We start from the raw sequence: 20,392 nt of genomic DNA, 5'->3' as shown, positions 1-20,392 counted from the left end.
CCTCGACGCTCGGCGTCCACCCACAGCCCTGCGCACACTCAACCCCGTAGCGACGCGGAGCGTCACGGGCTAGGCTCCCACGCAGTGCGTGGGTGCCATCGGCCGGTCAGCTGCAGTCAGGGAAGGTGCATCGCTGCCACGCATAACCCACCAACCGATTCACGGATGAATCCCATGGGCCGCAGTCGCTACGTCATCACCGATCCCGCTCAGCCGCACTTCCTCACCTGCACGGTGGTGGAGTGGTTGCCGCTGTTCGCCCGCCCTGCCCTGGTCGATATCCTGCTCGCCTGCTGGCGCTACCAGCAGGCCAACCAGGGCCTCAGGCTGTACGGCTACGTGGTGCTGGAAAACCACCTGCACTACCTGGCCCAGGCACCCGACCTGGCCCGGTGCGTCAGCAGCTTCAAGTCCTACACGGCCCGCAAGATGCTCGATCACCTGGAGCAGCGCGGTGCCGAGTCGGCCTTGCAGCGCCTGGGCTTTGCCAAGCGCGCGCACAAGCAGGATCGGCAATACCAGTTCTGGCAGGAAGGCAGCCACGCCGAGCTGGTCTGCAGCCCTGAAGTGATGCGGCAGAAGCTCGACTACATCCACCAGAACCCGGTAAGGCGTGGCTACGTGGACTTGCCCGAGCACTGGCGCTACTCCAGCGCGCGGAACTACCAGGGGCAGCCGGGGTTGATCGAGATTGATCGCTGGGCGTGAGTGGACGCGGAGCGTCGAGTTGGCATTCCCACGCGGAGCGTGGGAACGATCAGGCGCCGGGTTAAAGCCCCGCCGCCCGGGCCCGCGCCGCATGCAGCTTCCTGTAGCTCTCCACCAGGCGCAGGTGCTTGTCGAGCCCCTCCAGCTTCATGCTGGTGGGCGTCAGCCCATGGAAGCGCACGTTGCCATCCACCGAGCCCAGCGCCGCGTCCATGCGCTCGTTGCCGAACATGCGGCGGAAGTTGGCTTCAAAGTCGGCCATGTCCAGGTCGTCGTCCAGCTGTACCTCCAGCACCACGTTCAGCGCCTGGTAGAACAGCCCGCGCTCGACGCTGTTGTCGTTGTACTGCAGGAAGGCTTCCACCAGTTCCTTGGCCTGCTCGAACTTGTGCAGCGCGAGGTAGATCAGCAGCTTCAGCTCCAGGATGGTCAGCTGGCCCCACACGGTGTTGTCGTCGAACTCGATGCCGATCAGGGTGCTGATGTCGGTGTAGTCGTCGCCGTCGTACTGCTCCAGGCTCTTGAGCAGGGACTTGAGGCGCATCTCGCTCAGGCTGTGCAGGTTGAGGATGTCCGAACGGAACAGCAGCGCCTTGTTGGTGTTGTCCCAGATCAGGTCTTCCACCGGGTAGATTTCCGAGTAGCCCGGCACCAGGATGCGGCAGGCGTTGGCGCCGAGGTCGTCGTACACCGCCATGTACACTTCCTTGCCCATGTCCTCGAGGATGCCGAACAGGGTCGCGGCCTCCTGGGCGTTGGAGTCTTCGCCTTTACCCGAGAAGTCCCACTCGACGAACGGGTAGTCGGCCTTGGCGCTGAAGAAGCGCCAGGACACCAGGCCGCTGGAGTCGATGAAGTGCTCGACGAAGTTGTTCGGCTCGGTCAGCGCCTGGCTCTCGAAGGTCGGCGGCGGCAGGTCGTTGAGGCCCTCGAAGCTGCGGCCCTGGAGCAGTTCGGTGAGGCTGCGCTCCAGCGCCACCTCGAAGCTCGGGTGGGCGCCGAACGAGGCGAACACGCCACCGGTGCGCGGGTTCATCAGGGTCACGCACATCACCGGGAATTCGCCGCCGAGGGAGGCGTCCTTGACCAGCACCGGGAAGCCCTGCTGCTCCAGCCCCTGGATGCCGGCGACGATTGCCGGGTACTTGGCCAACACCTCTTGCGGCACGTCCGGCAACGCCAGCTCGTTCTCCAGGATCTCGCGTTTGACCGCCCGCTCGAAGATTTCCGACAGGCACTGCACCTGGGCCTCGGCCAAGGTGTTGCCGGCGCTCATGCCGTTGCTTAAGAAAAGGTTCTCGATCAGGTTGGAGGGGAAGTACACCACCTCGCCGTCGGACTGGCGCACGAAGGGCAGCGAGCAGATGCCGCGCGCCTTGTTGCCCGAGTTGGTGTCGTACAGGTTCGAGCCGCGCAGCTCGCCATCGGGGTTGTAGATGGCCAGGCAGTACGGGTCGAGGATCTCCTCCGGTAGCGCGTCGCGCGGCCCGGGCTTGAACCAGCGCTCGTCGGGGTAGTGGACGAACGCGGCGCCCGCGATCTCCTCGCCCCAGAACTGGTCGTTGTAGAAGAAGTTGCAGTTCAGCCGCTCGATGAACTCGCCCAGGGCCGAGGCCAGCGCGCTCTCCTTGGTCGCGCCCTTGCCGTTGGTGAAGCACAGCGGCGACTGCGCGTCGCGGATATGCAGCGACCAGACGTTGGGCACGATATTGCGCCAGGAGGCGATCTCGATCTTCATTCCCAGTTCGGCGAGGATGCCCGACATGTTGACGATGGTCTGCTCCAGCGGCAGGTCCTTGCCGAGGATGCACGTGCCCTCGCCCGCCGCCAGGGTCGGCATCAGCAGCGCCTGGGCATCGGCGTCGAGGCTGGCCACTTGCTCGATGACGAAATCGGGGCCGGCCTGCACCACCTTCTTCACCGTGCAGCGCTCGATGGAGCGCAGGATGCCCAGGCGATCCTTCTCGGTGATGTCCGCCGGCAGCTCGACCTGGATCTTGAAGATCTGCTTGTAGCGGTCTTCCGGGTCGACGATGTTGTTCTGCGACAGGCGGATGTTCTCGGTGGGGATGTTGCGGGTCTGGCAGTACAGCTTGACGAAGTAGGCCGCGCACAGTGCCGAGGATGCCAGGAAGTAGTCGAACGGCCCCGGCGCCGAGCCATCGCCCTTGTATCGAATCGGCTGGTCGGCGATCACCGTGAAGTCATCGAACTTGGCTTCGAGACGGAGGTTGTCGAGAAAGTTGACCTTGATTTCCATGAGGGGGGTACCAGATAAAGCGGGCGAGACAAATTGGCGGCCATTATCCGGCATTTCTGCAGGAAGTCTTGTCCGGCTCACCGGGCGCCGCCCACAGCAAGCCCCCAGGATGGGTCGTGGGAAGTAACCAGGGGCAGGCCACGTCTATTGCCAACGACCGCCTGGCAACGCGCAATCCCCCATGGGCGTTACAATGCCGCCCACGCCGACTCCCCCGATCGCGCACGCCCCGGAGCCAGACCGACGATGTTCACCCTTGTACACCTGGACACCCCACCGCCCGAGTCGCTGAAAAGCCAGGTGCTGCAGATGGTGGTGGACTACCTCGGCGACATCAGCCCGGTGTCGCTGACGCCCAGCAACCCCCTCTACCAGTTGTACCAATACGTGGTCGGCTACGAGGTGCACCTGTACCTGCAGGCCATGGACAGCGCCCTGGACAGCAGCGCGCAGTTGGTCCTGGCCCTGGACGATCTGGACCCGGCCCGGGTGCGGGGCTTTGCCCTGTACCTGCCGGCCCAGGACGACCCCGAGGCCTGCACCCTGGCCTATGTGGCGGTACAGGCCAGCCATCGCCGCCACGGTATTGCCCGGGCCATGCTGCAGCACATGGTCACGCGTCGCCCCCATGCCGATCTGGCCTGTGTCGCGGGCAAGGTGCCGGCCTTCGAGGCCATGGGCTTTCAGGTGCTGGCCGCGCACGGGCCGCAAGTGCTGATGAGTACGCGGGACCGGCGCTCGGACGGCCTGGTGGCGGTGCAGGACCTGGAGGCGATCTTCCAATCCAAGGAAGTCCGGCAGATCCACGCCTATCTGGTGAAGCAGCACGGCCAGACCGCCATGCGCGAGGCGGAGCAACAGCGCGATCGCCAGCTCGACCAGCTGGCCCGGCAGGCCCAGGCGCTGGTACGCGAGCGGCTCGCGTAGGCGTAATCACGGGCAGGCCACGCTCTAGGCCAATCCGCAGGCCCGGCACCAGCCGGGCACAAATCAAGGTCAGAACCCTATGAACCCGCGGCGCCGAGTATTTCGTTCGCTTTCTCTCCTGCTTGCGAGCCTTGCCTTGCTCACCGGCTGCACGGTCTTCGTCGCCACGGTGAGGCTCGAGAGCCTCACGCTGGATGTCACGCCGCAGGCCAACAACGGCGCGCCATTGGCCGTCGACTTCGTTGCAGTGCGCGATGCCGCGCTTCTCCAGCGGCTTTCGCAGTTCAGTGCCAAGCAGTGGTTTGCCGAGCGCGAACAATATCGCCGCAATGCCGGCCAGTTGCTCGAGGTATGGAGTTTGGAGCTGGTACCCGGACAGTTCATGAAGTTGTCGGACCCTCCGCTGGCAGGCAGCCAGGCGGCGGAGCTTCTGGTCTTCGCCAGCTACGACAGTCCCGGTGCGCATCGCCTGCGGCTAGCGATGCACAGCCGCCTGTGGCTCAGGTTCGAGAGCCGGGAAATGCGCCTGCTCGACGACTAGCCTGCACGGCCACCGCGCGCTAGCGCTTCACGCAAGCGAAGATGGCATTGCCGGAGCGCTGGTCCCAGGGGATGATCTTCTCGTAGTCATGCTCGAAGACATGGACCTCGAAGTAGGGCCGCAGGATGGCCTGCAGCTCCTCGAACCCCACCGCGACCATGGGGTGTTCGTCGTGCCAGCGCTGGGTTTGCCCGGCAGTAGTTTTCTCGATACTGAGCCTGAGCGACTGCCGCTCGCCCGCACCGCCGTAGTGCCAGCCGGAGCTGAAGCGGAACTGGCTGTCGTCCTGCACGGCCGTATGGCTGACGAACAGCGCGCTGTCGATCCTGTTCTTGTCGACCCCGTTGAAGCAGAACAGGCCATCGGCCTTGAGCGCACGGTGCACGCTGCCGATGCAGGCTTTGAGCCTCTCGATTCCGGCGCTGTAGTGGATGGAGTAGAGAAAACAGGTGACCAGATCCAGCGGCTCGCTCACGCTGAAGTCGCACATGTCCTGCAAGGAAAACTGCGCCTCCGGACAACGGGCGGCGGCGCGTTCCAGCATCGGCTGATTGATGTCGAGCCCGCCGCTCCGGTAGCCGAAGTCGAGGAAACGGCGCACGTGCGGCCCGGTCCCGCACGCCAGGTCGAGATGGGTCTTGCCGCCGCCACCGAATATCTGGTGCAGCCTCTGAACACAGTGGCTCTGTGCTTGATAGTCGATATCGGCGCACATCAGGTCGTAATAACCGGAAAGGTCGGTATACAGGGCGTTGGCGGACATGGTGACCTGGCAGATTGGGCGGGGAATTTTGGGGTGGCGCATCCTACACCAGCGACCGCAGGGCCGCCTGCCTGCCCGATTGGTGGAAAGCGCTGCGAGGCAAGCCACCTGATACGCCCGGCCAGCGGCAGCTGCCCTGTTCTCGGCTTCAGCTACATTTCCTGTACCTCGTTGCCGCCAGGACTCGTTTCGTGCCAGCGGCAATGCTGCCCAATCAGACTGCCATTTCAACGGGGTGAGCATGCCTGTAGAAAGTTCGTTTTTTCGTTGGTTACGCCGTCACCCGGTATCCAGCTTCCTGCTGATGACCGCAAGCTTTCTGGCGTTTGGTTACTTCACCCTCGATCTGGTGCAACTACTCGGCAGTAACGCGGCCTTTATCGTCAGGCATGGCTGGCTGGCGCTGATGAGCGGTGGGTTGCTGCAGCTGGCCGAGCTGACCCTGATCGCGTTGCTGGCCATGACCTGCTACCTGCTCTTCCGCCTGTGTGAGCAGGCGCTGCTGCAACGGCTGTCGAGCCGTACCCGCACTATAGCGAGCAGGTAACCTGGCCATCCGCCGTGCAACACTCAACCCGGCCCACGCGCCCCGCTTCGTTTAGGCCGCCACTTCCTCGCCCTCCGGCGCGCCGCAGAGCAGGCGGGTCCGCTGCAGCAGCGGCTCCAGGCAGCAGAGCTGCAGGTACACCTCGTCCATTTCCGCGTAGGCAACACTCAATTGCTGGGCCCGCACGTGGTCGATCCAGCGTTCGTACTCGGGGCTCAGCAAGCCCGAGCTGGTGTTGATTCGGCTCAGCATCTGCAGCAGGCAGCGGCGTTGGTGCTGGCCATGGGAAGGGCCTTCGTCGGTCGCGGCGCCCAGCTCTTCGAGCAACGCCGTCAGTTGGCGGCCCGTCTGTTGGTGTCGGGCCAGCAGCGCGGCCAGCCAGGCCGGACGCTCGTTTTCGCTGACCAATGGCGGGCAGCTGCCGCCGATCACCAGGATCATCTCGCAAGCGGCATTGAAGATCGCCCCGCTCCAGAACAACCGGAACAGGCGCAACGGCTGCAGGGCATGGGCGATCCGCCCAGCCCCGGCCTCGACCCGCTCCAGGCACAGCCAGGCGATCCAGTCGGCGAGACCCAGCAATTGCGCCTCGGAGCTCGGCGTACCCGCCCTGCTGCCGCGCGGAAAGCCGCTACCGTCAAGGCGCTCATGCTGATTGAGAATGGCCTCGGCGGTGACCGGGTCGACGCTGCGGCGAATCATTTCCCGGCTGACCACCGGGTGCGACTCGAACTGTCGCTGGGCTTCGGCGCTGTGCTGCGCCTCCCGCGCCATGAACGCCTCCGGCAGATGCAGCAAGCCGATGCTGCGCGCCAGGGCGGCCACGAACAGCCCCGGCAGGGACAGCCCGCGCAAGTTGCCGCTTCTGACGATCGCCAGGGCCAACAGGGCGCCGAACAGGGTGCGACGAAAGCGCGCCGGAAACACCGCGCGCATGACCGTCAGGCGCTGGCAGAGCAGCGGCTGGCGATCCAGGCTGGAGCACAGCTCGGCCAATGGCAACGGCAGCTGACGCAACAGCGCGGCGCCGTCCGGGTGCTGCGCCGCCAGTTCGACGATCAGCGTGGCCAGCTGGGCGCCGTCCAACTCGCCACCGATACCGACACTCTGGTCCAACGGCTTGTGCAACTTCTGCAGCGCCAGCCGGGCCAGCGTCGCTTCGTCCAGACGGGCGCCCCGGGACAGCAGCTTGAGCCCCTGGGCCGTGCGAATGTCCTCGGTGGCGGTTATTTGGTGGTGATCTTTCAGCGCGGCCAGATGACTGACGTAGACATCCATTTCAACGGAACTCCTCGCATGACCAGCCAAAGACAGAGGGCGATATTCACGCTAGTGCAGACTCAGCCACCCTGCACGCCGGCTGACGCGAACCGACCCCTTGCGCCTATCGCCCGGCAGGCAAGGATGCACTCTACCCGCCGGCACATGCTCCTCGTAGCACCCGATTGGGGGAGTGCGGTTCTCATCCGCCGCAGAGCGGCGACACGGCCATCTGCGCGCCAACCCAGCCCGCCAGGTACAGGCCCAGGCCGAACAGCAGATGGCTCAGCAGGCTCTGCCGCCTGAGCCGCCAGGCACCCGGCATCCGCGAGGCCGCCAGGCCCATGCCGAATGCCGGCTGCAATAGCAGGAAGGGGGCGGCGACGCTGAGCGCGCCCAGGGTCAGCGCCGGCATCGGGGTCGGCCGGCACAGCCACTGCGGCCCCACCGCGGTCAGCATCAGGGCGGCGAACAGCACGCCGATCAGGTAATGGCAGGTCCAGCCGAGCAGCCGCTCGCCAGGCACCGGCGGCACCCTGGCAATCGCCTCGTGGCGGAAACGGCCCTGTCGCATATGCCCCAGCCAGCGTCCCACCAGGGCGTAGTCGAGCGACGCGATGCCAAACAGTCGCCGCCGCGCCAGCGCCCAGCCATCCATCACCAGGGTCGCGCCGATGCCAACCAGGATCACCCGCAAGACGATCTCGCCTATCATCTGTCCCTCCTTCTATCCGGTCTGAAAGGCTGTGTTCATCAACCTGCCAGCTCAAGTCGACTTGAGGTCAAGCATGAGAGAGATGGATATCGGCCAGGTCGCGCGCTGGTCCGGCCTGCCGGCGTCGACGCTGCGCTATTACGAGGAGAAGGGCCTGATCCGCTCCATCGGTCGCAACGGGCTCAGGCGGGTGTTCGGCGAGTCGGTGAAGGAGCGCCTGTCATTGATCGCCCTGGGGCGCGCGGCGGGTTTCGCCCTGGACGACATCGCCGGCATGCTGCAGGAAGACGGGCACGCCGCCATCGACCGGGCGCAACTGCTGGCCAGGGCCGAGCAACTGGACCGCACCATCAAGCGACTCGGCGCGATCCGCGACGGCCTGCGCCACGCGGCCGCCTGCCCGCAAGAGAATCACCTGCAATGCCCGAACTTCCAGCGCTTGATGAACCTCGCCGCAAAGGGCCGGAGTCGCACCTGCGGCAATCGTTGAGGCGCCGAGTAGCGCTCAGGGCGTGCCGAACAGCGCGGTCCAGTAGATGCCCGCATCGCTCTTGGGATCGACCGCGTAGGCGGCGCCCAGATCGCGAAACTGTGGGTTCATCAGGGTGGCGCAGTGACCGGGGCTGGCCAGCCAGCCCTCGACCACCCTCGGCGAGGCATCCAGCCCGGCGGCGAGGTTCTCGCCGATCTGCCGGCCGTTGTAGCCGGCCAGCTCCGCCCGGTCTCCCGGGGTGCTGCCGTCGCGGCCGCGGTGGGCAAAGAAGTTGGCGTTGGCCATGGCCCGGCTGTGCGCCTCGGCTGCCACGCCCAGTTCGGCGTTCCAGCTCAGCGGCGGCGCGGCGGCAAACGCCTGGCCGCCGCACTGGCGGGCCCGGGCCCGGGCGGCGTTGAGTTGCTCGAGCAGCCGCTGTCCCTCCGCCTGCCAGTCGCCCAGCTTGGCCGACAACAGCGGCCGCGCCAGCACGATGCGCCAGTCACGCCCCGCCTGGCTCACACCGATATCGACGAACTGCGGGTCGAGCACCACCTGGCAGAAGCTCTCCTGCAACATCTGCAGGGCCGCCTGCGCATCGCGCGGCCCTGACAGGCTGATCGCCTGCGCACTGACCATGGGATAGGCGGCGCGGGTCAGGGCCTGCTGCAGGTCCTCGCCACCGCTGGCCGACAGGACCAGGCGCGGGTCGGTCGCCAGCGGCGGCAGGGTCTCCGATGCCTGGCCCGCACAACGCTGAACCTGGCCGCGATAGGCATTGATCGACTCGACCAGCAGCGTCTCCTGCGCCGCCTGGGCGGCCACGGCAAACAGCAGTCCTAGCGACAACGCGGCGAAACGCGCAACGGATGACCTGACTCGCATGGCAAACTCCCTGGACCGGACAGCGCCCATGATGAACCAAAAGGATCGGCGTCAGCCAATCCATCGGCATGCCGGACGGCAATCCACCTGCGTCGACGCGCTGGCCTTCGCCTGCGAGGTCGATCGACCCGACCCGCAGGGAACCTTCGCGCCATTCCCGGCACTAATGCCCACTCTTCCTCCAAAGTCGGGATACCTGCCATGCGCACGCTCGTCCGCCTGTTCCTCCTCAGCGCCGCCGCCCTGTCTCTGTCGGCCTGCTTCAATGACGTCTCGCCCATCGACCAGAGCGGCCTGTGCACCTACAGCACCGACCCCCAGGCACAGCGCTGCACGCCCGGACAGATGGCCTGGTTCCGCCCGGAAGATGGCAAGCCGATCACCGAGCTGATGGCCCTGAGCGTGGCCGCGGCCTATTGCGACTTCAACCACCAGGTGATGCACAACAAGGCCGGGGTGCTCTGCGTGTTCACAGACCAGCGCCTCGATACGGTCAAGTAACGGCGCCGGGCGCGGCGTGGCCATGGGCACCCCCCGGTTCAGTTCCGCGCTGAAAGCCGATACGCTGGCGTCCCCCCTCCCCAGGACAAGGCAACACCATGCACGACGCCCCCCTGCAAGATCTGGCCGCACCGGAAGGTGTCTGTTTTGGCTGTGGCAGCCACAACCACCATGGCCTGCAGATCAAGAGTCACTGGCATGAGGACGGCGTGCATGTCGTGGCCGAGCACCTGCCCGACGACAAGTATTCTGGCTGGCCGGGCCTGGTCTACGGCGGGCTGATCGCCATGCTGGTGGACTGCCACTCCAACTGGACGGCCATGGCCTACCACTACCGCGCCGAACAGCGCGAAGCCGGCAGCCTGCCGCGTATCGACTGCGTCACCGGCAACCTCGGCATCAAATACATCAAGCCGACGCCGATGGGCGTAGCCCTGACCCTGCGCGCCCGGGTCGACGGCGAGGTCGGGCGCAAGACCCGGGTGATCTGCGAGGTCTTCGCCGGCGACGTGCTTACCGCCATCGGCGACTCCACCTTCGTGCGCGTCGACACCGCGCAACTGCGGGCCGCGGCCCATGGCAGCGAGGCCTGACACCCGACTGCTGCGCCTGCTAAGCACTGGCGCGGCGAATAGGAAGTAGCGATCAGCTGCAGCGCCCTCGACTGACAGAGCCGCTTTATCGAAGCTTGTTTAACCTGGATCGACAAGCGGCGTATGGTGGGAACTAGAACCCACTGTGCGGAGGTGGTTATGTTCCAGGTAACGCGCAACGGCGAGAACCGCCTCGACGTGGACATTGCCGGCAAATTCGACAGCGAGGAAATGCTGATCGCCCTCAGTCAGCTGATTGAGCACTCCGAGGGGATCCAGCACGGCCGCATCCTCTACCGGATCGGCGAGTTCGAGTTTCCCACCCTGGGCGCCATCGCCGTCGAACTGTCGCGCCTTCCCCAGCTATTTCGCTTCATTCGCCAGTTCGACCGCATCGCGGTAATCGCCGATCAGCAATGGCTGAGAAAGGCCAGCGAGATCGAGGGCGCGCTGATCCCGGGGCTGACCATCAAGGCATTCGACCCCACCGAGAAGGCCGAAGCCGAAATCTGGTTGCAGAGCTAGCCCCAACCGAGCGGGCTAGCTGCGACGGGCGACCAGCTAGCCGAGTTGATCGACCATTACCGCATTGGTGTACACCAGGGTGCCGTCGCTCTTGCGGTGGCCCACCAGGTGGAACTGGCCGCGCTGGTCGGCACTCAGGTAGACACGCAGCTGGCAGTCGGACAGCGGACCGCATTCCTCAGGGGTCACCAGCTCCATCGTCGACATGTCGACGTCGATGAACACCTCGGTCTCGTCGGTCTGCTGCAGCCGTTCCTCGGCCTGTTCCAGGCGCAAATGGTCGGGCTCGTTGACGCGAAAATGGAACTCCCCCATGGGAATGGACTTCTTGTCGCTGGCCGGCTTGTGCCAGCCTTCGATGGTCAGCGTATTCATTCGCAATCTCCTAATGTGGACGCCCGGGCACTTCGCGCCCTCCTGCCCAATTCTAGACAACCAGGCTGCAGGCGTTGGTTCGTCGTGCTGCCGGATACCGGGTCCTGACGTTTGAATAGCCGCACGATTGCGGTAGGCTTTGCAGCTTCTTTGAAAGGAGTATTCCCCATGGCCCGCGCCACTGCCCGTCACATCCTGGTTGCCACCGAAGCCAAGTGCAACGAACTGAAAGCCGCCATCGAAGGCGGTGCCGACTTCGCCCAGGTCGCCAAAGACAACTCCACCTGCCCGTCCGGCCGTAACGGCGGCGACCTCGGCTCGTTCGGTCCGGGGCAGATGGTCAAGGAGTTCGACACCGTGGTCTTCAGCGCGCCGCTGAATGTCGTGCAGGGTCCGGTGAAGACCCAGTTCGGCTACCACCTGCTGGAAGTCACCAGCCGCCAGGACTGATCCTGATCGCCCCCGCGCCGCAACGGTGTCGGGGGCTTTTTCCTTCCGCTTCGCGGCAGCCCTCTCAATGGCTGGCGTTCATCAAGTCGCCTGGCAACGGCGCACCCTTCAGGCCAACCTCAACCGGCCATAGAGCCAGCCGCCCCAGACGTTGATCAACAACCCGAGCATCACCAGCAGCGCGCCGAGCATCTGCTGGGTGCCGAGCCGCTCCCCCAGCAGCAGCGCCGATGAACTCAAGCCGACCACCGGCACCAGCAGCGAGAACGGCGCCACCTGGCTGGCCAGGTAGCGCGACAGCAGCCGGCTCCACAAGCCGTATCCGAGAATGGTCGCGCCGAAGGCCAGGTAGACCAGCACCAGGATCGAGTTCAGGCTGATATCGCGCACGGCCGCTTCCATCACCTGGGGCCCTTCCAGCAGCCAGGACAAGGCCAGGAACGGCAGCGGCGGCACCAGGCTGCCCCAGACCACCAGACCGACCAGATTCACCTTGCCGACCTTGCGCGTGATGATATTGCCCAGCCCCCACATCGAGGCGGCGCCGATGGTCAGGACGAACCCGGCGAGGGTCATGCTGAAATCGTTTTGCAGGGCGATCAGCAGCAGGCCGCCGGCCGCCACCAGCAAGCCCAGTACATTGCTCGCACGCACTCGCTCGCCGAGGAACAACACGGCGAAGATCAGGGTGAAGAACGCCTGGGACTGCAGCACCACCGAGGCCAGACCGGCCGGCATGCCCACCGACATGGCCGAGAACAGAAAGGCGAACTGGCCGAGGGAGATCGTCAGACCGTAGGCCAGCAGCCAGCGCAACGGCATCTGCGGACGCCTGACGAACAGGATCGCCGGGAAGGCCGCCAGCATGAAGCGCAGCGCTCCCAGCAGCATGGGCGGCATGTCGTCCAGGCCGACCTTGATCACCACGAAGTTCAGGCCCCAGACGACGATCACGACCAGCGCCAACAACAGATCCTTGGGAGACATCGCGCTTTCTCATGACGGACAAAGCGTCATTAGACCAGCCGCGCCGGCGTCTGCCTAACTACAGTGGCGAAGCAATAGAGGCACACAGTCGCCGCAATGCGCACCTGCGCATTGCGGTGCGACGATGCACGTGAGCTGGCTGGGCGTTTCTGGCGACCGGGCGCTATTTCACCAGCAGCACCGGCACCTGCACCTCATGGATCACCCGGGTGGCCACCGAGCCCAGCAGCAGGCCGGTGAAGGTGCCCAGGCCGCGAGTGCCCATCACCACGGTGTCGCACTCCAGCTGTTTGACCGCATGGTTGACCTGCTCGGCCACATTGCCCAGAGCCGTATGCTTTTCGCAGGCGATGCCCGCGGCCTTGAGCTGCTCGGCCGGCCAGTCGAGCGCCTCGTTGGCCTCGGCCTGCAGCGATTCGCGCATGTTGGCGATCATCTCGTCGTTGACGTATTCGCCGTACAGCACCGCCTCATGCTGGACATTGATCAGGTGCACATCCAGCGTCGCGTCGTGAACCCGCGCGAAGTCGATCACGTACTGCAGGGCACGTTTCGAACTGTCCGAACCATCGTATGCAACCAGTACCTTGCGCATAGCGAATCTCCTCTACCGACATACTGAAAGCATAGATAGCGCTGCGCGGGCCCGTGACGTTATCCGCGTGACACGCCGCCCGGCGCACCATTGCGGCGGCAGATTGACGGATCAGGCGGGCAAGGCCCGGTAGGGCTCCAGCATGGCGAGCATGTCATCGGTGAGCGCTTCCAGGTGGCAGGCGGGCACGTCGCGCTGGGCGAAGGAGCGCAGGCCGATCAGCTGTGCCTGCAGCAGCCGGGCCAGGCGCTGGCAGTCAACCTCCGGACGCAGCTCGCCGGCCTCCTGGGCCTGTTGCACCACCTCGGCCAACTGGGCCTCGACATCCCGCAGGATGAGGTTGACCTGCTGCTGCAATGCCGGCTCCTGGTTGTTCACTTCCAGCAGGGTCTTGACCAGCATGCAGGCACGAGCCGGCACCCTGCCCGGCTCCAGGCAGGACTGGGTGACAGCACGCAGATAGCTCTTCAGGCCGGCGATACGGCTGGACTGGCGCGCCAGATGGCCGGCCAGCTCCTCGCCCATCTGCCGCGAATACTCATCCAGCGCTTCGCCAAACAGGCCGCTCTTGCTGCCGAACGTGGCGTACAGGCTGCCAGGCCGCATGTCCAACGCCTCTTCGATCTGCTTCATCGAGGTGGCGAAGTAACCCCGCTCCCAGAACAGCAGCACGGCTTTGTCCAGGGCGGTCTGCCGGTCGTAACGGGAGGTTCTCGGCATGGGCGGAGCCTGACTCGGAAAATGACGAGTATACCGCTGCCGACGAGATTATTGAGTGATTGCTCAAATTAAACTTGAGCGATCACTCAATTATGTTAGGGTTGAAATCGTTTTTGAATGATCACTCAACTTAGCGAGGACAGTCTGATGAGCGACTTCACCCTGCACGACCAAGCTTCCGCCCCCGAGAAGTCCAAGCCCCTGCTGGAGAAATCCGTGAAGGCCTTCGGCATGATCCCCAACCTGCATGCCGTGATGGCCGAGGCGCCGGGCACGCTGGAGGCCTACCAGCAGCTGCACGAGCTGTTCGTGCAGAGCAGCTTCGATGCCGACGAGAAGACCGTGGTGTGGCAGACCATCAGCGTCGAGCACGGCTGCCACTACTGCGTGCCGGCCCACACCGCGATCGCCAAGTCGATGAAGGTGTCGGACGACATCAGCAACGCCCTGCGCGATGAAAGCGCCCTGCCCAGCGACAAGCTCGAGGCCCTGCGCACCTTCACCCTGGCCATGCTGCGCCAGCGCGGCGCGGTCGGCAAAGCCGAGCTGCAAGCCTTCTACGATGCCGGTTACAGCCAGCGCCACGTCCTCGAAGTGGTGCTCGGCCTGAGCCAGAAGGTGATGAGCAACTACATCAACCACCTCGCCGAAACACCGGTGGACGAGCCCTTCCAGAGCTTCGCCTGGACCAAGGCCAAGTAGATCGTCGCCGTGGGCCGGTAGGGTTACTTGACCAGTACCACCGGCACTTCCACCTCATGAATGACCCGGGTGGCCACCGAGCCCAGCAGCATACCGGTGACGGTGCCCAAACCCCGGGTGCCCATGACCACGGTGTCACACTGCAGCTGCTTGACCGCGTCGGCCACCTGCTCGGCCACATTGCCCAGGGCCGTGTGCGACTTGTGGGCGATGCCCGCTTCCTCGAGCTGATCGGCCGGCCACTCCAGCGTCTGCGCCGCCGCCGCCAGCAGCGACTGCTGCAACTGCTCGACGAACTCGCTGGTCACGTACTCGCCGTAGAGCAGGGGTTCGTGCTGCACATTGATCAGGTGCACCTGCAGCTTGGCCTGGTGGAAGCGGACGAAGTCGATGACGTACTGCACCGCGCGCCTGGCGCTGTCCGACCCGTCGAATGCCAGCAATATAGTGCGCATCACGCCTCTCCTCTGCGCCCCCACGACAAGCATAGACCAGCCCCCCTGCCGCCCATCCGCGCCGGCGTGGGCGCCAACAACCTGGGCATGGCATCATGCCCCTCTGCGCCGCGCAGGCGCCGTTTCCGCTCGGAGTTGCCGTGAACAAGCAAAGCCTCAGCGAGAACCTCTACGCCAAGCTGGTCAACGAGGAGGACGCGCGGGTCTGTACCGACATCGGCGATCAGGCCTGCCGCGATGTGCCGGGCAACTTCCTGCTGATGATCCTCACCCATTTCTTCAGCAAACTGGGCGACGCCCTGGCCAATCCCAAGGTGGTCCTGCCCTGGGTGATGGAAACCCTGCAGGCGCCGCTGTACCTGATCGGTTTTCTGGTGCCGATCCGCGAGTCCGGCTCGCTGATCCCCCAGCTGTTCATCGCCAGCTATATCCGCGCGGTGCCGGTGCGCAAATGGGTCTGGGTCATCGGCAGCCTGGTCCAGGCCCTGGCCATCGGCGGCATCGGCCTGGTGGCCTGGTTCCTCAACGGCGCAACCGCCGGCTGGGCGATCATCGGCCTGCTGGTGCTGTTCAGCCTGGCCCGCGGCCTGAGCTCGGTGGCCTCGAAGGACGTGCTCGGCAAGACCATTCCCAAGACCCGACGCGGCCAGGTCAACGGCTGGTCGGCCAGCGCCGCGGGCCTGGTCACCGTCGGCCTGGCCCTGCTGTTGCTGATCAGCAGCGCCGATCAGCTGCCGCCCCAGGCCTATGGCCTGCTGCTGGCCGGCGCCGGTCTGTTGTGGCTGGTCGCCGCGGCCATCTACGCCCGCATCAATGAATTGCCCGGAGAAACCGCCGGCGGCGGCAATGCCGTGGTCGAGGCGTTCAAACGCCTGGCCATTCTGCGCACCGACGCACCGTTTCGCCGTTTCGTCATCACCCGGGCGCTGCTGCTGTGCTCCGCCCTGACCGCCCCCTACTACGTGGTGCTGGCCCAGCAGAAGCTCGGCTCGGCCGCCTCGCTGCTGGGCCTGTTCCTGCTCGCCAGCGGCGCCGCAAGCCTGCTCTCGGCGCCGCTGTGGGGTCGCTTCGCCGACCTCTCCAGCCGCCGGGTGATGATGCTGGCCGCCGTGCTGACCGCTGCCCTGGGGCTGCTCGTCTACCTGCTCGACAGCCTGCAACCGGCCTGGCTGACCATCGGCTGGGCGCTGCCCGCGCTGTACTTCTGCCTGAGCATCGCCCACCAGGGCGTGCGCATCGGCCGCAAGACCTACGTGGTCGACCTGGCCAAGGGCAACCGGCGTACCGACTATGTTGCCGTCAGCAACAGCCTGATCGGCCTGATCCTGCTGCTGCTGGGCTTCGCCGGCGCCCTCGGCTCGGTGCTGGCGGTCAGCGAGATCATCCTGCTGCTGTCATTGCTCGGCGCACTGGGCGCGGCCATGGCCAGCGCCCTGCCGGAGGCCAAATGAGCCGCGCGACGGCCACAACCTAGTCCTGCCGCTGCCTCGCGCACCGGCGCAGCCATTTCGGCGGCACAAAGCGGCCGGACCAACCCAGGAGGCCTGCCATGAGCAAGCAATCCGAAAACGGTACCCCGGCGTTTCTCGAGCGCATCTTCGACCGCCTGCAAGTCGCCGACGATGTGCGCCAGCGCCTGGCCAGCGCCAAGCTCACCGCCCAGGTCAGCATCCCGGTGCGCATGGATGACGGCGCCCTGAAGGTGTTCCAGGGCTGGCGCGTGCAGTACGACGACACCCGCGGACCAACCAAGGGTGGCGTGCGCTTCCACCCGCAGGTCTCGCGCGAGGAGGTCACCCATCTGAGTTTCTGGATGACCATCAAGTGCGCGGTGGTGGACCTGCCGTTCGGCGGCGCCAAGGGCGGCGTCTGCGTGGACCCCAAGGGGCTGTCCAGGTTGGAGCTGGAACGCCTGTCGCGCGGCTACATACGCGCCATTCATGACCTGATCGGTCCGGACCGCGACATCCCGGCCCCCGACGTCAACACCAATGCCACGGTGATGGGCTGGATGAGCGACGAATACGCGCAGATCGAGCGGCGCCAGGTGCCGGCGGTGATCACCGGCAAGCCGCTGGGCCTCGGCGGCTCGGCCGGCCGCGTGGCCGCCACCGGACGCGGCGCCCTGCAGGTGCTGCAGTTGTGGACCCAGCGCCAGGACAAGTCGCCGGAGCAACTGCGCGTCGCGGTGCAGGGCTTCGGCAATGCCGGCTATCACTTCGCCCGGCTGGCCCATGAGGCGGGCTATCGCATCGTCGCCCTCTCCGACTCCAAGGGCGCGATCCATGACGAGGACGGCCTGAACCCCGAGCCGATCTGGAAGCACAAGCACGCAACCCGCGAGCTCAAGGGCATGGTCTACTGCGACGAGTCGGTGTGCGAGGAGCGCGACGCCGAGCGCATCGAGCAGCAGGCGCTGCTGGAGCTGGACGTCGACGTGCTGGTGCTGGCGGCCTTGGAGGACGCCATCGACGAGGACAACGCCGGACGGATCAAGGCGCCGCTGATTCTCGAAATCGCCAACGGCCCGGTGACCGCCGAGGCCGATCAGCTGCTGGAAGACGCCGGTGTCGTGGTGCTGCCCGATGTGCTGGTCAATGCCGGCGGGGTGATCGCCAGCCACCTGGAGTGGGTGCAGAACCGCATCGGCGACTACTGGCCCCAGGAGACCGTCGAGCAGCGCCTGGACGACCGCATCGGCAAGGCCGCCGAGGCCTGTTTCGAGCGCGCCGAGCAGGAGCAGGTGAGCCTGCGCACCGCCGCCTATCTGCAGGGCGTCGGCCGTATCGCCGCAGCCATGAGCCAGCAAGGCACCCGCACCTACTTCAACGAACGCGCCGAGCGGCGCTGCGGAGGGGGTGCCAGCGGCCGGCAGAGCGACTAGAATCCGCGGCTGACCCGCGCCTGTCCGCCGTCGGTCGGCCACGCCACTCGCCTGGCCCGCCCGCCACCGCAGACAGGCGCCTCATCCGACCGCACAGACCGAGAGAACATCCATGGGCGCTCAGTGGAAAGCCAAACCTAAAGAAGCCGCCGCCAACGCCAGAGGCAAGATCTTCGGCCGTCTGGTGAAGGAAATCATGATCGCCGCACGCAACGGCGCCGACCCGGACATGAACCCCAAGCTGCGTCTGGCCGTGCATCAGGCGAAGAAAGCCTCGATGCCCAAGGACACCCTGGAGCGGGCGATCAAGAAGGGCGCAGGCCTGACCGGCGAGACCGTCAACTTCGAACGCACCACCTACGAAGGCTTCGCCCCGCACCAGGTGCCGGTGATCGTCGAGTGCCTGACCGACAACGTCAACCGCACCGTCGCCGAGATTCGCGTGCTGTTCCGCAAGGGCCAGCTCGGCGCCTCGGGCTCGGTGACCTGGGACTTCGACCACGTCGGCCTGATCGAGGCCTCCAGCGACAGCGGCGCCGACCCCGAGCTGGCGGCGATCGAAGCCGGCGCCCAGGATTTCGATGTCGCCGATGACGACAACAGCCTGTTCATCACCGAACCGACCGACCTCGACGCCGTCAGCCGCGCGCTGCCGGAGCAGGGCTTCACCGTCAACTCGGCCAAGCTGGGCTACCGGCCGAAGAACCCGGTCACCAGCCTGACGCCCGAGCAGCTCGAAGAAGTCGAAGCCTTCCTCGAGGCCATCGACGGCCACGACGACGTACAGAACGTCTACGTCGGCCTCTCCGGCTGAGCCCGAACCGTTGCCGGCGCGGCGGCCCTAGGGCTGCGCGGCGTCGGCGATGACTTCCTCGGCCCAGCTCAGGGCCGCGATCACAGTCGGAAAGCCGATGGTGCTGGTGATCGACAGCAGCGCATGCCGAACCTGCTCGGGGCTGGCCCCCGCCTCCAGCGCGCGCCGGGCATGGCTGTGCACCGCCCCCTCCGAACGAATCGCCGCGGCCGCGCCGAGCTGCACCAACTGCACCTGGCGCTCGTCCAGCGGCCCGACATCGCGCACCGCCGCACCCAACGCCTCCACCGCCGCGAAATAGTCCGGATGCTGCTTCTTGAACCGACCGTAGGTGTCGAGTTTCTTGTGCTTTTCCATGCAGATCTCCCGATGTGAGGCGCAAGGCGCCGGCTAGAAGGGTCTAGTTCAGGTTAGTCGGCCGGCGCCGGCGATGACGGCCCGCCGCCAGACGGGCTGACCGGGATTGCCGCTGTTCGAACGCCATCGCCAAGAGCCGGCCGAAGGCAATCGCAGCAACAGCGGTTGCGACCGCGATGACCGGCTGGAGCCACTGTGGGGAAGCAGGCACTGAGCAGTGCATTGAGGGGGAGAGAAAACACCATCGACCGGGCATCGGCCGTTTCGGCTACCTTCGATCGAGACGTGGCAGTGGCTCAGCGCGTGCGCTCACGGCTGTAACCCGACTGGCCCGGCAACTGCTCGACCCGATAACCGCCCGGATACTCGACGCTCTGCTGGATGCCGCCGCGAACCTCATGGGACTGGCTGCCATAGCCAGTTTCGATGCGCGACACGCCGGGCAACTGCTGTCCGCCGTACAGATCGTGACGCTCAAAACGCTCGGAAGAGCCGATGCTGCCGCTGGCGCCAGGACTGATATAGACCTTGGGGATCACCCGCAGGGTCTGTCCGGCCTGCTGCTCGGCCAAGGCCGGCCAAGCAAGCACTGCTGCCAGACAACACGCAACGCACGCCATTCTGCTCATATCGCCCTCATTTGGACTGAAGATTTCCTGGCCAAACGCCGGGCTGTCACTGTACATCAGGTCCAGAGCCAGGCCCGGCGCTGTCGGCAGTCAATATCGACCGCTCCTCCAGAAGCCTCATGACCCTCGACACGCACTCCTCGATGGACTGCTTGCCCGTATTGAGCACCAGCTCAGGCGCTTGCGGGATTTCATAGGGCGCCGATATGCCGGTGAACTCCTGCATCAGGCCTTCCCGTGCCTTGCGATACAGACCCTTCACATCGCGCTGCTCGCATATCGCAATCGGACACTCGCAATAGACCTCGATGAATCGACCGGGCTCGAACAGCGTTCTGACTCGCGCCCGGTCTTCCCTATACGGCGAAATGAAGGCGGTCAGGACCAACAGCCCGGCGTCGACGAACAGCTTGCCGACCTCCCCCACTCGGCGGATGTTTTCCACGCGATCGAGCGCCGAAAACCCGAGATCGACGCACAGGCCATGGCGGACATTGTCGCCATCCAGCACATAGGTGCTGCAGCCACGCTGGTGCAGGCGACGCTCGACCTCATGGGCCACCGTCGACTTGCCGGCCCCGGAAAGGCCGGTAAACCACACCAGCGCGCTCTTGTGGCGGTTTCCGGCCTCGCGGTCCTCGCGACTGACACTGACCGGGTGCCAATGGATATTGTCTGTCGGCACAGGACTTCTCCTCACAGGGCGGCTGCAACGCTCGAGGGCTGG

Annotated in this window: 26 protein-coding genes; 13 read left to right on the top strand and 13 right to left on the bottom strand. The window is 65.7% G+C overall.

Annotated features, from left to right (window positions below; translation table 11 throughout):
* The first annotated feature begins 174 nt into the window (after positions 1–174).
* Entirely contained in the window at positions 175–708 is a 534-nt protein-coding gene (locus KDW96_RS19095; protein ID WP_255837801.1) for an REP-associated tyrosine transposase, read from the top strand.
* A 61-nt stretch (positions 709–769) separates the two neighbouring features.
* Here the strand turns inward: KDW96_RS19095 and KDW96_RS19090 are convergent, their stop codons facing one another.
* Positions 770–2,968 (bottom strand): OsmC domain/YcaO domain-containing protein, encoded by a 2,199-nt coding sequence (locus KDW96_RS19090; protein WP_255837800.1) that lies wholly within the window; start codon positions 2,966–2,968, stop codon positions 770–772.
* 246 nt (positions 2,969–3,214) lie between these two features.
* Between KDW96_RS19090 and KDW96_RS19085 the strand changes: the two genes are divergently transcribed.
* Entirely contained in the window at positions 3,215–3,895 is a 681-nt protein-coding gene (locus tag KDW96_RS19085; protein WP_255837799.1) for a GNAT family N-acetyltransferase, read from the top strand.
* A 79-nt stretch (positions 3,896–3,974) separates the two neighbouring features.
* Positions 3,975–4,436 (top strand): type VI secretion protein, encoded by a 462-nt coding sequence (locus tag KDW96_RS19080; protein WP_255837798.1) that lies wholly within the window; start codon positions 3,975–3,977, stop codon positions 4,434–4,436.
* 19 nt (positions 4,437–4,455) lie between these two features.
* Here KDW96_RS19080 and KDW96_RS19075 read toward each other — a convergent pair whose 3' ends face one another.
* The gene (locus KDW96_RS19075) at positions 4,456–5,199 is read right to left on the bottom strand and encodes a class I SAM-dependent DNA methyltransferase (protein WP_255837797.1); all 744 of its coding nucleotides are present in this window, start codon (positions 5,197–5,199) and stop codon (positions 4,456–4,458) included.
* Between the two features lie 304 nt (positions 5,200–5,503).
* Between KDW96_RS19075 and KDW96_RS19070 the strand changes: the two genes are divergently transcribed.
* Positions 5,504–5,746, top strand: a complete 243-nt coding sequence (locus tag KDW96_RS19070) for a hypothetical protein (RefSeq protein ID WP_255837796.1) — start codon at positions 5,504–5,506, stop codon at positions 5,744–5,746.
* A gap of 51 nt (positions 5,747–5,797) precedes the next feature.
* Here KDW96_RS19070 and KDW96_RS19065 read toward each other — a convergent pair whose 3' ends face one another.
* Positions 5,798–7,024, bottom strand: coding sequence for an HD-GYP domain-containing protein (locus KDW96_RS19065; RefSeq protein ID WP_255837795.1), 1,227 nt, complete (start codon positions 7,022–7,024; stop codon positions 5,798–5,800).
* Positions 7,025–7,208: 184 nt separating this feature from the next.
* Complete coding sequence (locus KDW96_RS19060; RefSeq protein WP_255837794.1) at positions 7,209–7,721, bottom strand: DUF2938 domain-containing protein; 513 nt, start codon at positions 7,719–7,721, stop codon at positions 7,209–7,211.
* Positions 7,722–7,794: 73 nt separating this feature from the next.
* Here KDW96_RS19060 and KDW96_RS19055 point away from each other — a divergent pair, with 73 nt between their 5' ends.
* Positions 7,795–8,211 carry a helix-turn-helix domain-containing protein gene (locus KDW96_RS19055; protein WP_255837793.1) on the top strand — a complete coding sequence of 139 codons (417 nt, stop codon included), beginning with the start codon at positions 7,795–7,797 and terminating at the stop codon, positions 8,209–8,211.
* A 15-nt stretch (positions 8,212–8,226) separates the two neighbouring features.
* Here the strand turns inward: KDW96_RS19055 and KDW96_RS19050 are convergent, their stop codons facing one another.
* Positions 8,227–9,078: a CAP domain-containing protein gene (locus tag KDW96_RS19050; protein ID WP_255837792.1), complete on the bottom strand. Its 852-nt coding sequence runs from the start codon at positions 9,076–9,078 to the stop codon at positions 8,227–8,229.
* 201 nt (positions 9,079–9,279) lie between these two features.
* Between KDW96_RS19050 and KDW96_RS19045 the strand changes: the two genes are divergently transcribed.
* The 3 genes from KDW96_RS19045 to KDW96_RS19035 all read left to right on the top strand — a co-directional run bounded on the left by KDW96_RS19045 (position 9,280) and on the right by KDW96_RS19035 (position 10,697).
* Positions 9,280–9,579 carry a hypothetical protein gene (locus KDW96_RS19045; RefSeq protein WP_255837791.1) on the top strand — a complete coding sequence of 100 codons (300 nt, stop codon included), beginning with the start codon at positions 9,280–9,282 and terminating at the stop codon, positions 9,577–9,579.
* 98 nt (positions 9,580–9,677) lie between these two features.
* On the top strand, positions 9,678–10,172 hold the full coding sequence (locus tag KDW96_RS19040) for a PaaI family thioesterase (protein WP_255837790.1): 495 nt from the start codon (positions 9,678–9,680) through the stop codon (positions 10,170–10,172).
* Between the two features lie 159 nt (positions 10,173–10,331).
* On the top strand, positions 10,332–10,697 hold the full coding sequence (locus KDW96_RS19035; protein WP_255837789.1) for a SpoIIAA family protein: 366 nt from the start codon (positions 10,332–10,334) through the stop codon (positions 10,695–10,697).
* A 36-nt stretch (positions 10,698–10,733) separates the two neighbouring features.
* Here the strand turns inward: KDW96_RS19035 and KDW96_RS19030 are convergent, their stop codons facing one another.
* Positions 10,734–11,072, bottom strand: a complete 339-nt coding sequence (locus tag KDW96_RS19030) for a hypothetical protein (protein ID WP_255837788.1) — start codon at positions 11,070–11,072, stop codon at positions 10,734–10,736.
* Positions 11,073–11,240: 168 nt separating this feature from the next.
* Here KDW96_RS19030 and KDW96_RS19025 point away from each other — a divergent pair, with 168 nt between their 5' ends.
* Entirely contained in the window at positions 11,241–11,522 is a 282-nt protein-coding gene (locus KDW96_RS19025) for a peptidylprolyl isomerase (RefSeq protein ID WP_255837787.1), read from the top strand.
* Positions 11,523–11,630: 108 nt separating this feature from the next.
* Here the strand turns inward: KDW96_RS19025 and KDW96_RS19020 are convergent, their stop codons facing one another.
* From KDW96_RS19020 to KDW96_RS19010, 3 genes are all read right to left on the bottom strand, one after another.
* Positions 11,631–12,509, bottom strand: a complete 879-nt coding sequence (locus tag KDW96_RS19020) for an EamA family transporter (RefSeq protein ID WP_255837786.1) — start codon at positions 12,507–12,509, stop codon at positions 11,631–11,633.
* A gap of 163 nt (positions 12,510–12,672) precedes the next feature.
* Positions 12,673–13,104, bottom strand: a complete 432-nt coding sequence (locus KDW96_RS19015; protein ID WP_255837785.1) for a universal stress protein — start codon at positions 13,102–13,104, stop codon at positions 12,673–12,675.
* Between the two features lie 111 nt (positions 13,105–13,215).
* The gene (locus KDW96_RS19010; RefSeq protein ID WP_255837783.1) at positions 13,216–13,824 is read right to left on the bottom strand and encodes a TetR/AcrR family transcriptional regulator; all 609 of its coding nucleotides are present in this window, start codon (positions 13,822–13,824) and stop codon (positions 13,216–13,218) included.
* Positions 13,825–13,971: 147 nt separating this feature from the next.
* On the opposite strand from KDW96_RS19010, the gene KDW96_RS19005 reads away from it, so the two are divergent.
* Entirely contained in the window at positions 13,972–14,526 is a 555-nt protein-coding gene (locus KDW96_RS19005) for a carboxymuconolactone decarboxylase family protein (RefSeq protein ID WP_255837782.1), read from the top strand.
* A 23-nt stretch (positions 14,527–14,549) separates the two neighbouring features.
* Here KDW96_RS19005 and KDW96_RS19000 read toward each other — a convergent pair whose 3' ends face one another.
* On the bottom strand, positions 14,550–14,981 hold the full coding sequence (locus tag KDW96_RS19000) for a universal stress protein (protein WP_255837781.1): 432 nt from the start codon (positions 14,979–14,981) through the stop codon (positions 14,550–14,552).
* A gap of 140 nt (positions 14,982–15,121) precedes the next feature.
* On the opposite strand from KDW96_RS19000, the gene KDW96_RS18995 reads away from it, so the two are divergent.
* From KDW96_RS18995 to KDW96_RS18985, 3 genes are all read left to right on the top strand, one after another.
* Positions 15,122–16,432: an MFS transporter gene (locus KDW96_RS18995; RefSeq protein ID WP_255837779.1), complete on the top strand. Its 1,311-nt coding sequence runs from the start codon at positions 15,122–15,124 to the stop codon at positions 16,430–16,432.
* A 98-nt stretch (positions 16,433–16,530) separates the two neighbouring features.
* Positions 16,531–17,865, top strand: coding sequence for a Glu/Leu/Phe/Val family dehydrogenase (locus KDW96_RS18990; protein WP_255837778.1), 1,335 nt, complete (start codon positions 16,531–16,533; stop codon positions 17,863–17,865).
* Between the two features lie 112 nt (positions 17,866–17,977).
* A complete protein-coding gene (locus tag KDW96_RS18985; RefSeq protein ID WP_255837777.1) occupies positions 17,978–18,679 on the top strand; it encodes a YebC/PmpR family DNA-binding transcriptional regulator in 702 nt (233 codons plus the stop codon).
* 27 nt (positions 18,680–18,706) lie between these two features.
* On the opposite strand, the gene KDW96_RS18980 is transcribed toward KDW96_RS18985, so the two are convergent.
* From KDW96_RS18980 to cysC, 3 genes are all read right to left on the bottom strand, one after another.
* On the bottom strand, positions 18,707–19,036 hold the full coding sequence (locus KDW96_RS18980; protein ID WP_255837776.1) for a carboxymuconolactone decarboxylase family protein: 330 nt from the start codon (positions 19,034–19,036) through the stop codon (positions 18,707–18,709).
* 296 nt (positions 19,037–19,332) lie between these two features.
* Positions 19,333–19,665: a hypothetical protein gene (locus KDW96_RS18975; RefSeq protein ID WP_255837775.1), complete on the bottom strand. Its 333-nt coding sequence runs from the start codon at positions 19,663–19,665 to the stop codon at positions 19,333–19,335.
* 46 nt (positions 19,666–19,711) lie between these two features.
* The gene (gene cysC / locus KDW96_RS18970; RefSeq protein ID WP_255837774.1) at positions 19,712–20,350 is read right to left on the bottom strand and encodes an adenylyl-sulfate kinase; all 639 of its coding nucleotides are present in this window, start codon (positions 20,348–20,350) and stop codon (positions 19,712–19,714) included.
* Positions 20,351–20,392: the final 42 nt, after the last annotated feature.

This window comes from Pseudomonas benzenivorans (genome assembly GCF_024397895.1).
Classification (GTDB): Bacteria; Pseudomonadota; Gammaproteobacteria; order Pseudomonadales; family Pseudomonadaceae; genus Aquipseudomonas; species Aquipseudomonas benzenivorans_A.
The sequence above is the reverse complement of the archived record's forward strand: the minus strand, read 5'-3'. Positions and strand labels throughout refer to the sequence as shown.

Excerpts from the sequence above, each read along its gene's own strand:
- KDW96_RS19085 (WP_255837799.1), top strand. The coding sequence starts at position 3,215 with ATGTTCACCCTTGTACACCTGGACACCCCACCGCCCGAGTCGCTGAAA.
- KDW96_RS19070 (WP_255837796.1), top strand. The coding sequence starts at position 5,504 with ATGACCGCAAGCTTTCTGGCGTTTGGTTACTTCACCCTCGATCTGGTG.
- KDW96_RS19005 (WP_255837782.1), top strand. The coding sequence starts at position 13,972 with ATGAGCGACTTCACCCTGCACGACCAAGCTTCCGCCCCCGAGAAGTCC.
- KDW96_RS19060 (WP_255837794.1), bottom strand. The coding sequence starts at position 7,721 with ATGATAGGCGAGATCGTCTTGCGGGTGATCCTGGTTGGCATCGGCGCG.
- KDW96_RS18985 (WP_255837777.1), top strand. The coding sequence starts at position 17,978 with ATGGGCGCTCAGTGGAAAGCCAAACCTAAAGAAGCCGCCGCCAACGCC.
- KDW96_RS19090 (WP_255837800.1), bottom strand. The coding sequence starts at position 2,968 with ATGGAAATCAAGGTCAACTTTCTCGACAACCTCCGTCTCGAAGCCAAG.
- KDW96_RS18990 (WP_255837778.1), top strand. The coding sequence starts at position 16,531 with ATGAGCAAGCAATCCGAAAACGGTACCCCGGCGTTTCTCGAGCGCATC.
- KDW96_RS19095 (WP_255837801.1), top strand. The coding sequence starts at position 175 with ATGGGCCGCAGTCGCTACGTCATCACCGATCCCGCTCAGCCGCACTTC.
- KDW96_RS19015 (WP_255837785.1), bottom strand. The coding sequence starts at position 13,104 with ATGCGCAAGGTACTGGTTGCATACGATGGTTCGGACAGTTCGAAACGT.
- KDW96_RS19010 (WP_255837783.1), bottom strand. The coding sequence starts at position 13,824 with ATGCCGAGAACCTCCCGTTACGACCGGCAGACCGCCCTGGACAAAGCC.
- KDW96_RS19030 (WP_255837788.1), bottom strand. The coding sequence starts at position 11,072 with ATGAATACGCTGACCATCGAAGGCTGGCACAAGCCGGCCAGCGACAAG.
- KDW96_RS19040 (WP_255837790.1), top strand. The coding sequence starts at position 9,678 with ATGCACGACGCCCCCCTGCAAGATCTGGCCGCACCGGAAGGTGTCTGT.
- KDW96_RS19075 (WP_255837797.1), bottom strand. The coding sequence starts at position 5,199 with ATGTCCGCCAACGCCCTGTATACCGACCTTTCCGGTTATTACGACCTG.
- KDW96_RS19065 (WP_255837795.1), bottom strand. The coding sequence starts at position 7,024 with ATGGATGTCTACGTCAGTCATCTGGCCGCGCTGAAAGATCACCACCAA.
- KDW96_RS19080 (WP_255837798.1), top strand. The coding sequence starts at position 3,975 with ATGAACCCGCGGCGCCGAGTATTTCGTTCGCTTTCTCTCCTGCTTGCG.
- KDW96_RS19025 (WP_255837787.1), top strand. The coding sequence starts at position 11,241 with ATGGCCCGCGCCACTGCCCGTCACATCCTGGTTGCCACCGAAGCCAAG.
- KDW96_RS19035 (WP_255837789.1), top strand. The coding sequence starts at position 10,332 with ATGTTCCAGGTAACGCGCAACGGCGAGAACCGCCTCGACGTGGACATT.
- KDW96_RS19050 (WP_255837792.1), bottom strand. The coding sequence starts at position 9,078 with ATGCGAGTCAGGTCATCCGTTGCGCGTTTCGCCGCGTTGTCGCTAGGA.
- KDW96_RS18980 (WP_255837776.1), bottom strand. The coding sequence starts at position 19,036 with ATGGAAAAGCACAAGAAACTCGACACCTACGGTCGGTTCAAGAAGCAG.
- KDW96_RS18975 (WP_255837775.1), bottom strand. The coding sequence starts at position 19,665 with ATGAGCAGAATGGCGTGCGTTGCGTGTTGTCTGGCAGCAGTGCTTGCT.
- KDW96_RS19000 (WP_255837781.1), bottom strand. The coding sequence starts at position 14,981 with ATGCGCACTATATTGCTGGCATTCGACGGGTCGGACAGCGCCAGGCGC.
- KDW96_RS19055 (WP_255837793.1), top strand. The coding sequence starts at position 7,795 with ATGAGAGAGATGGATATCGGCCAGGTCGCGCGCTGGTCCGGCCTGCCG.
- KDW96_RS19020 (WP_255837786.1), bottom strand. The coding sequence starts at position 12,509 with ATGTCTCCCAAGGATCTGTTGTTGGCGCTGGTCGTGATCGTCGTCTGG.
- KDW96_RS19045 (WP_255837791.1), top strand. The coding sequence starts at position 9,280 with ATGCGCACGCTCGTCCGCCTGTTCCTCCTCAGCGCCGCCGCCCTGTCT.